This is a genomic window from Chromohalobacter sp. 296-RDG, from assembly GCF_029889885.1.
Lineage (GTDB): Bacteria > Pseudomonadota > Gammaproteobacteria > Pseudomonadales > Halomonadaceae > Chromohalobacter.
In genome coordinates this window covers 1-7,565 of record NZ_JARANY010000081.1, presented here as the reverse complement: position 1 = coordinate 7,565, position 7,565 = coordinate 1, and the positions used below count along the sequence as shown (strand labels likewise).

Genomic DNA, 7,565 nt, shown 5'->3' with positions numbered 1-7,565 from the left:
GCAAGAAGTCCCGCCGAGGATCGTTTGATCGTTCGGCGGGAAGGGCCAAACTTGCAGGGCATTGTCGGTAAGCGGGCATCCATGCCCCATGCTTCCTTCCACTCGACGACGAACTGCTGCCGAGCAGTGCCACTGTAGCGTTCCAAGGCGAGGCGAAGAAGATGAGTTCACTCATCGCCACGTGCGGTTTTGGTCATCGCGCGTGCTTGAGTGCCTCTAAAGCGACCATGAGAAATCCTGTAGCGACCCATGATCCCGTTTCATATGAAAGGCGTTGCGGGCTGCGCTATCATGGCGCCCTAGTTGACCCAACGCGGCTTGCCGCCGCGCAGACCTTCCGTGATTCGAGGACTCTCGCCGATGTTCACCCGTGATATGCAGATTGCCGGTTTCGATGATGCCCTGTGGGACGCCATGCAGCAGGAGGTGGGCCGTCAGGAAGCGCACATCGAGCTGATCGCCTCCGAGAACTATGCTAGTCCACGCGTCATTCAGGCGCAGGGTACGCAGCTGACCAATAAGTACGCGGAAGGCTATCCCGGCAAGCGTTATTACGGTGGCTGTGAGTACGTCGATGTCGTCGAGCAGATGGCCATCGACTACGCCAAGGAACTATTCGGCGCGACCTACGCTAACGTTCAGCCGCATTCCGGCTCCCAAGCCAACGGTGCGGTTTTTCAGGCGCTGATCAAGCCTGGCGACACCGTGCTGGGCATGAGCCTCGATGCAGGTGGCCACCTGACCCACGGTGCCAAGCCGAACTTCTCCGGTAAGCACTACAACGCCGTACAGTACGGCCTCGACGACAACGGCCTGATCGATTACGACCAGGTCACCAGCCTGGCGCGCGAGCACCAGCCGAAGATGATCATTGCCGGCTTTTCCGCCTATTCGCAGATCATCGACTGGGCCAGGTTCCGTGAAATCGCCGATGAGGTGGGCGCCTATCTGCTGGTCGACATGGCGCACATTGCCGGGCTGGTCGCCGCCGGCGTCTATCCGAGCCCGCTACCGCATGCGCACGTGGTCACCACCACCACGCACAAGACCCTGCGTGGCCCGCGCGGTGGTTTGATTCTCTCCGCCGAAAACGACGCCGAGATCGAGAAGAAATTCCAGTCCGCCGTCTTCCCCGGTGGGCAGGGCGGCCCGCTGATGCACGTCATCGCCGCCAAGGCGATCTGCTTCAAGGAAGCCATGGAGTCCGACTTCAAGGCCTACCAGCAGCAGGTAGTGATCAATGCCAAGGCCATGGCCGGCGTGTTCATCGAGCGCGGCTATGACGTCGTCTCCGGCGGCACCGAGGATCATCTCTTCCTGCTCTCGCTGGTCAAGCAGGGCCTGACCGGCAAGGACGCCGATGCCGCGTTGGGGCGTGCGCATATCACCGTCAACAAGAATGCCGTGCCGGGCGACCCGCAGAGTCCGTTCGTTACCTCCGGGCTGCGCATCGGCACACCGGCAGTAACGACGCGTGGCTTCGGCGAGAGTGAGTGCGCCGACCTCGCCGGCTGGATCTGCGATATTCTCGACGCCATGCAGCAGGGCGATAACAGCCAGGCCGAAGCCGACGTCAAGGCCAAGGTCGAAGCCGTCTGCGCGCGGTTGCCGGTGTATCGTTAAACCGTGATGGCCTCCTGACGGATAGCATGTCCTGGTGAGATCCCCCGCTTTTCGTGATGCTGCGAAGCGGGGGATTTTCTTTTCTCGCTACGGGTAAGTGGTATGCTCTTACTAAATAAAGCAAGCCTGTTTCCGTGCCATACGGGGCCCTGCCTCTCGGAGTTGCATGTCGCTATACCCCCATAGCACCAATGTCTAAAAGCAATACGGTCGAAAATACTGGAACCTATGTCGGACATAGAGGTAAATTTGTCCAACAAGGCAGGCGGAGCCGTTTATGCGCCCCTCTTCACTTTCCGGTACCACGGCACGACCCGATATCGCCGAGTCGTTGGCCGAGGCGATTTTCAGTGGCCGTTATGCACCCGGTGACTTGATCCCCCGCGAGCTGGATCTTTGCGAAACGTATGGCGTCAGCCGCAGCACGGTGCGCAGCGTCTTGCAGAACCTGGTGTCGGCGGGGCTTTTGGTGCGTATTTCAGGCCAGGGCACCCGAGTGCGTGAGCTGACCCAGTGGCACATGCTCGATCCGCGAGTGACCGAGTGGATGGCGCGCTATGCCGAGCCCAATCCGCGTTTCCAACGTGAAATCTATGCGTTCCGTGTGGCTGTCGAGCCGTTCGTGGCATACCTGGCGGCAACCGCCGCCACGGCGACCGATCTGCTGGCAATCGAGCAGGCCTACGAGGGCATGGTGCGTAGTCTCGAGACGTCCGATCATTGCTGGGAAGGACGCTCCCACGATGATTACGATGTGGCCTTCCACGAGGCGATTTTCGCCGCGACCCACAACGTGGTGTGGACGCAGCTCAGTCATGTGTTGCGGCCCACGATTACGGTATTGGTCCAGCGCTCCAATCAGAGCGCCGATGAACTTGCCGATAGCATGGAACGTCACCGCAAGGTGATGGAGGCGATTCGCCTGCGTCAGCCGGAGCGAGCGCAAGCCTGCGCCTTGGCGGTCCTCGAGCGCACCGGACAGGATCTAGGTATCGCCGAAATCCCAGCGGACTTACCTTCATTGGCCCCGCCTGGCGGAGCCACTCCCGACGAGCGCTAAGCGTGACATTACTTTTGTATCGACAAGGAGACCTCTCGTGAAGATTACCCAGCTCAAGACCTGGCAAGTACCGCCGCGATGGCTGTTCCTCAAGATCGAGACCGACGAGGGATGCTATGGCTGGGGCGAGCCGGTCGTTGAAGGGCGCGCAGCCACCGTCGAGGCGGCGGTGCACGAACTCGCCGACTATCTGGTCGGCCAGGACCCACATCGCATCGAATACCTGTGGGACACGATGTACCGTGCGGGTTTCTATCGTGGCGGCCCGATCCTGATGAGCGCCATTGCGGGGATCGACCAGGCGCTGTGGGACCTCAAGGGCCGCGATCTCGGGGTGCCCGTCTATCAACTGCTGGGGGGCAAGGTTCGCGACAAGATGCGCATGTATGCCTGGACCGGTGGCGATCGGCCCAGCGATGTGGGTGCCGGCGCCAAGGCCTTGGTCGACAAGGGCTTCACGGCGTTCAAGATGAATGGCACGCCGGAAATGCAGATCGTCGATTCGCACTGCAAGATCGACGAGGCGGTGGCGCGGGTCGCCGAGGCGCGCGAGGTGGTGGGCCCGGATGTGGGTATCGCTATCGACTTTCACGGTCGTGTGCATCGTCCCATGGCCAAGGTGCTGATGCGCGAGTTGGAGCCTTATCACCCGATGTTCGTCGAGGAGCCGGTACTACCCGAGCATTTGCCCAGCCTCAAGCACATTGCGGGCGGCCTGGGCTATCCCATTGCCACTGGCGAACGGTTGCATACGCGTTATCAGTTCCGCGATCTGCTCGCCGAGGGCATGGTGGACATCGTCCAGCCCGACCTCTCGCACTGCGGCGGCATCAGCGAGGGCATGAAAATTGCCTCGTTGGCGTCGTGCCATGATGTCGCGCTGGCGCCGCATTGCCCGCTGGGGCCATTGACGCTGGCTGCTTCGCTGCATGTGGATGCGGTGAACCACAATGCATTCATCCAGGAGCAGAGCATGGGCATCCACTACAATCGTGATAACGATGTACTGGATTACCTGGTCGATAAATCCGCGTTGGCCATCACCGGTGGCTTCTGCGCAATTCCCGAAGGTCCCGGCCTGGGCGTCGAGATCGACGAGAAATTCGTCGAGGAGCGCGCCAAGGTGGGGCATCGCTGGCGCAACCCGGTGTGGACGCATGAGGATGGCTCGATAGCGGAGTGGTAAAGGAGGCTTTATGAACGAGACACAACGGGCCGCGCTCGATGCGGCACTCAAGGAATTGCCGCTGGTGGCGATTCTGCGTGGTATTCGCCCCGAAGAGATCGATAAGGTCTTCGACGCGCTGGTCGACGCGGGGTTTCGTCTGATCGAGATCCCGCTCAACTCTCCCTTGCCGTGGAAGAGCATCGAACGCGTTGCGGCACGTTGTCCCGAGCATGTGCTGGTGGGTGCCGGTACGGTGCTGGAGACCGCTGATACGGCTGAGCTGGCGCGTCTTGACACACCGTTGATGGTCACTCCCAACAGCGACCCCGAGGTGATTCGCGCTGGTGTCGAGCAGGGTCTGGCGCCGCTGGTCGGCTGCATGACGCCGAGTGAGGCGTTGAGCGCGGCGCGCGCCGGGGCGACGGCGCTCAAGCTGTTCCCGGCTGGGCGCCTGGGGACCGGTTACTTCAAGGATATCAGCGCGATCCTGCCGCCCGAGCTACCTGTATTCGCGGTGGGAGGCATCGACAAGAGCAACATGTCCGACTGGCACGGCGTGGGCATTCGCGGCTTCGGCTTCGGCAGCAATCTTTACCGCCCCGGACGCAGTGCCGTCGAAGTGGGCGAGGTGGCGCGCGAGCTCGTCGCCGAGTGGCGGCGGCTCGAAGAGCTCTACACCATGACCGAATCGTTCGAGCACGAGGGCGATCAATGAGCGCCGAGCAGCGATTGATTGTCATCGACTGGGGCACCAGCAATTTCCGGGCGTTTCTGGTCGATCGGCAAAGCGGTGCCTGTCTCGAGTCGCGGCGTAGCGAGGCAGGCCTAAAGGCGCTGGAAACCGCCGAGTTCCCGGATTACTGTCAGGCACAGGTCGGTGACTGGCGGGAAGGCGGACGTGTTCCGGTCTATCTGGCAGGCATGGTCGGCTCCAAGCGCGGCTGGAGTGAGGCGCCGCAGCTCGATCTGCCCGTCTCGGGGCGCGATCTCGCCGCGCATGTCGTGGCCGCGCCAGGGTTGGAAAATGCTTGGATCGTGCCGGGCGTGAAGCACGTCGACGAGGTGCACTGTGACGTCATGCGCGGCGAGGAAGTCCAGGCTTTCGGCGCCCTGGCCTTGGCGGGATCCCCCAACGCCGATTGCTGCCTGCCCGGCACCCACAGCAAGTGGGCGCGTCTGCGCGACAACCGCTTGACCGCCTTCACCACGCTAATGACTGGCGAGCTTTATCATGCGGTGCGCTTCCATACCTTGCCGGGTGAACCCGCCCGCGATGACGCATCGTTCGATGAAGGTGCATACCGTCAGGGGCTAGCGCGAGCCCAGGGCGAGGATAGCGTGCTGCATGCCCTGTTCGAGGCACGTAGCCGGCATCTCTACCGCGGTCTGGCTGCCGAGCAGGTGGGCAGTTTCATTTCCGGAGTGTTGATCGGTGAGGAAGTACGTGCCATGCGCGTCGCGCGCCCCGATCTCGAACGCTTGCTGTTGATCGGTGCCGAGTCTCTACGGCGTCCTTATACGCTGGCGCTGGAAGCGACTGGTCTCGAGGTTACACCGCTGGATAGCGACGCGGCGACGCTCGCCGGACTGGCGGTGATTGCCGAGCATCATCACGCCCGCTAGCGCGTTCTTCCCGTAAGGCTCTTTAATGGTACGCCCTGTTGTAGTGCACGAGATGCGCTTCGACGGGGCGTTCTTGTGTTTAGACGGGGGCATGCATCGTCACGGCGCGTGTTCTATCCCCCGGCAGCCGGGCCTCTGCCGGTCACGTGGCAGAGAATGGCATGATCCGTGCTACCTTCATTTGAAGAGCACCTTTCATGATTGCAACGAGATCGTATAGCGCATTCCAGGACATGTGAGGCGGTGCCAAGGGGAGAAGGCTCATGACGCAGTCGGTTTCGCATACGCCGTGGCTGGTGTTCACCGATTTGGATGGCACGCTACTCGACCACGACAGTTATACGTGGCAACCCGCCGCCGCCTGGTTGGCGCGGCTTGCCGAGGCCGGTGTCGCGGTGATTCCCACTACCAGCAAGACCCGCGAGGAATTACTGGCCCTGCGTGACGAGCTGGGGCTCACGGCGACACCGTTCATCGCCGAGAACGGGGCGGTGATCGGGTTGCCGGCGCGTTGGCAACACGCCCGACTGGATCGCGATCCCTCCGCGCCGAATGGGTTGATCGTGAAGACGCCGTCGCTGGATATCGGCTTCATTCGGCGGCGACTCGAGGTGCTGCGCGAACGTTTGGGCGTGCGCTTTCGCGGTATGGGCGAGCTGTCCCTCGACACGCTGTGCGAATTGACCTCGCTGAGCCCCGACAAGGCGCGTCAGGCGCAGGTGCGCGAAGGTAGCGAGCCCCTGCTGTGGGATGACGACGAGGCGGCCCTGGCGCGCTTTCGTGACGCCCTGGAAAGCGATGGACTGCGCCTGACCCGGGGCGGGCGTTTCTGGCATGTGATGGGCGCGGTCGACAAGGGGCAGGCGGTGCGCTGGTTGCTAGATCGTTACACGGCACTGCGCGGTATCAGGCCTGCCAGCGTCGGGCTGGGCGACGGTCCCAACGATGTCAGTCTGCTCGAGGCCGTCGATCATCCGATTCTAGTACGTGGCAAGCACGAGGCGGTGGTGCACATCGCCGGGGGCATGACGCTCTATCGTACCCGGCAACCCGGCCCAGAAGGCTGGGCCGAGGGCATCGCCGATTGGTGGAAGGTCTGCATGGATGCGACGCCCGGAGACAAGACTTCCCAGGGGGGCACGTCACGATGAGCGATTTCTACCAGAACGGTATCGTCACCACCTTTCATAACCTCACCCAGCGTCCGGTGGAGGCATTGGAAGCCGATTTGATGAAGTTTTCCAAGCGTCGGCCGATGGGGTTGATCCTGCCTTCGCTGTTCTCCGAGATCGAGGGGCCGGCGCTGTCGAATATCGTCGACGAACTGGCACAGGTGCCGTATCTCTCGGAGGTCGTGATCGGACTGGATCGCGCTGACCGAGACCAATTCTTGCGCACCCGCGAATTCTTCTCGCGCCTGCCGCAGCACCACCGCATCCTGTGGAACGATGGACCACGTCTATCGGCGCTGGATGCCGAGTTGGCTGAGCTTGATCTGGCGCCGCAGGAGCCTGGCAAGGGGCGTAATGTCTGGTATTGCAGCGGATATGTACTGGCCTCCGCGCGTACCTCGGCGGTGGCGCTGCACGATTGCGATATCCTCACCTATGATCGTGGCATGCTGGCGCGGCTGCTGTATCCGGTCGCCAACCCGCAGTTCAATTACGAATTCTGCAAGGGCTATTACTCGCGGGTGGCCGATAACAAGCTCAATGGCCGTGTCGCAAGGCTGATGGTGACGCCCCTGATCCGTGCACTGAAGATGGTATTCGGGCCGCTGCCATATCTGGAATATCTGGACAGCTATCGCTACCCGCTCTCCGGGGAATTTTCGATGCGCTCCGATGTGCTCGACGGCATTCGCATTCCCAGCGACTGGGGTCTGGAGATCGGCGTACTCTCGGAGGTTCACCGCAACCACTCGACCAAGCGGCTATGCCAGGTGGATATTGCCGATGCCTATGATCATAAGCATCAGCCCGTCTCCCAGGAGGACCCCAGTGGCGGGCTCAATCGCATGAGCCTGGATATCGCCAAGGCCATGTTCCGCAAGCTGGCGACACTGGGCGTGCCCATTCACTCCGAGACCTT

Annotated in this window: 7 protein-coding genes; all 7 read left to right on the top strand. The window is 62.0% G+C overall.

Going from position 1 to position 7,565, the window contains the following annotated elements; genetic code table 11:
- The first annotated feature begins 360 nt into the window (after positions 1-360).
- Positions 361-1,623 carry a serine hydroxymethyltransferase gene (gene glyA, locus OP495_RS15695; protein WP_280570627.1) on the top strand — a complete coding sequence of 421 codons (1,263 nt, stop codon included), beginning with the start codon at positions 361-363 and terminating at the stop codon, positions 1,621-1,623.
- A gap of 277 nt (positions 1,624-1,900) precedes the next feature.
- Positions 1,901-2,683: an FCD domain-containing protein gene (locus tag OP495_RS15690; RefSeq protein ID WP_280570626.1), complete on the top strand. Its 783-nt coding sequence runs from the start codon at positions 1,901-1,903 to the stop codon at positions 2,681-2,683.
- Positions 2,684-2,720: 37 nt separating this feature from the next.
- Positions 2,721-3,869, top strand: coding sequence for a galactonate dehydratase (gene dgoD / locus OP495_RS15685; protein ID WP_280570625.1), 1,149 nt, complete (start codon positions 2,721-2,723; stop codon positions 3,867-3,869).
- Positions 3,870-3,879: 10 nt separating this feature from the next.
- Positions 3,880-4,566 (top strand): 2-dehydro-3-deoxy-6-phosphogalactonate aldolase, encoded by a 687-nt coding sequence (locus tag OP495_RS15680; protein ID WP_280570623.1) that lies wholly within the window; start codon positions 3,880-3,882, stop codon positions 4,564-4,566.
- The gene (locus OP495_RS15675; protein WP_280570621.1) at positions 4,563-5,474 is read left to right on the top strand and encodes a 2-dehydro-3-deoxygalactonokinase; all 912 of its coding nucleotides are present in this window, start codon (positions 4,563-4,565) and stop codon (positions 5,472-5,474) included. Before OP495_RS15680 ends, OP495_RS15675 begins: the two co-directional genes overlap by 4 nt.
- A 263-nt stretch (positions 5,475-5,737) precedes the next feature.
- Positions 5,738-6,625, top strand: a complete 888-nt coding sequence (locus OP495_RS15670; RefSeq protein WP_280570619.1) for an HAD-IIB family hydrolase — start codon at positions 5,738-5,740, stop codon at positions 6,623-6,625.
- Positions 6,622-7,565, top strand: a 944-nt coding sequence (locus tag OP495_RS15665) for a glycosyl transferase (protein ID WP_280570617.1), incomplete at its 3' end; no start/stop codon positions are given. The genes OP495_RS15670 and OP495_RS15665, both read left to right, overlap by 4 nt.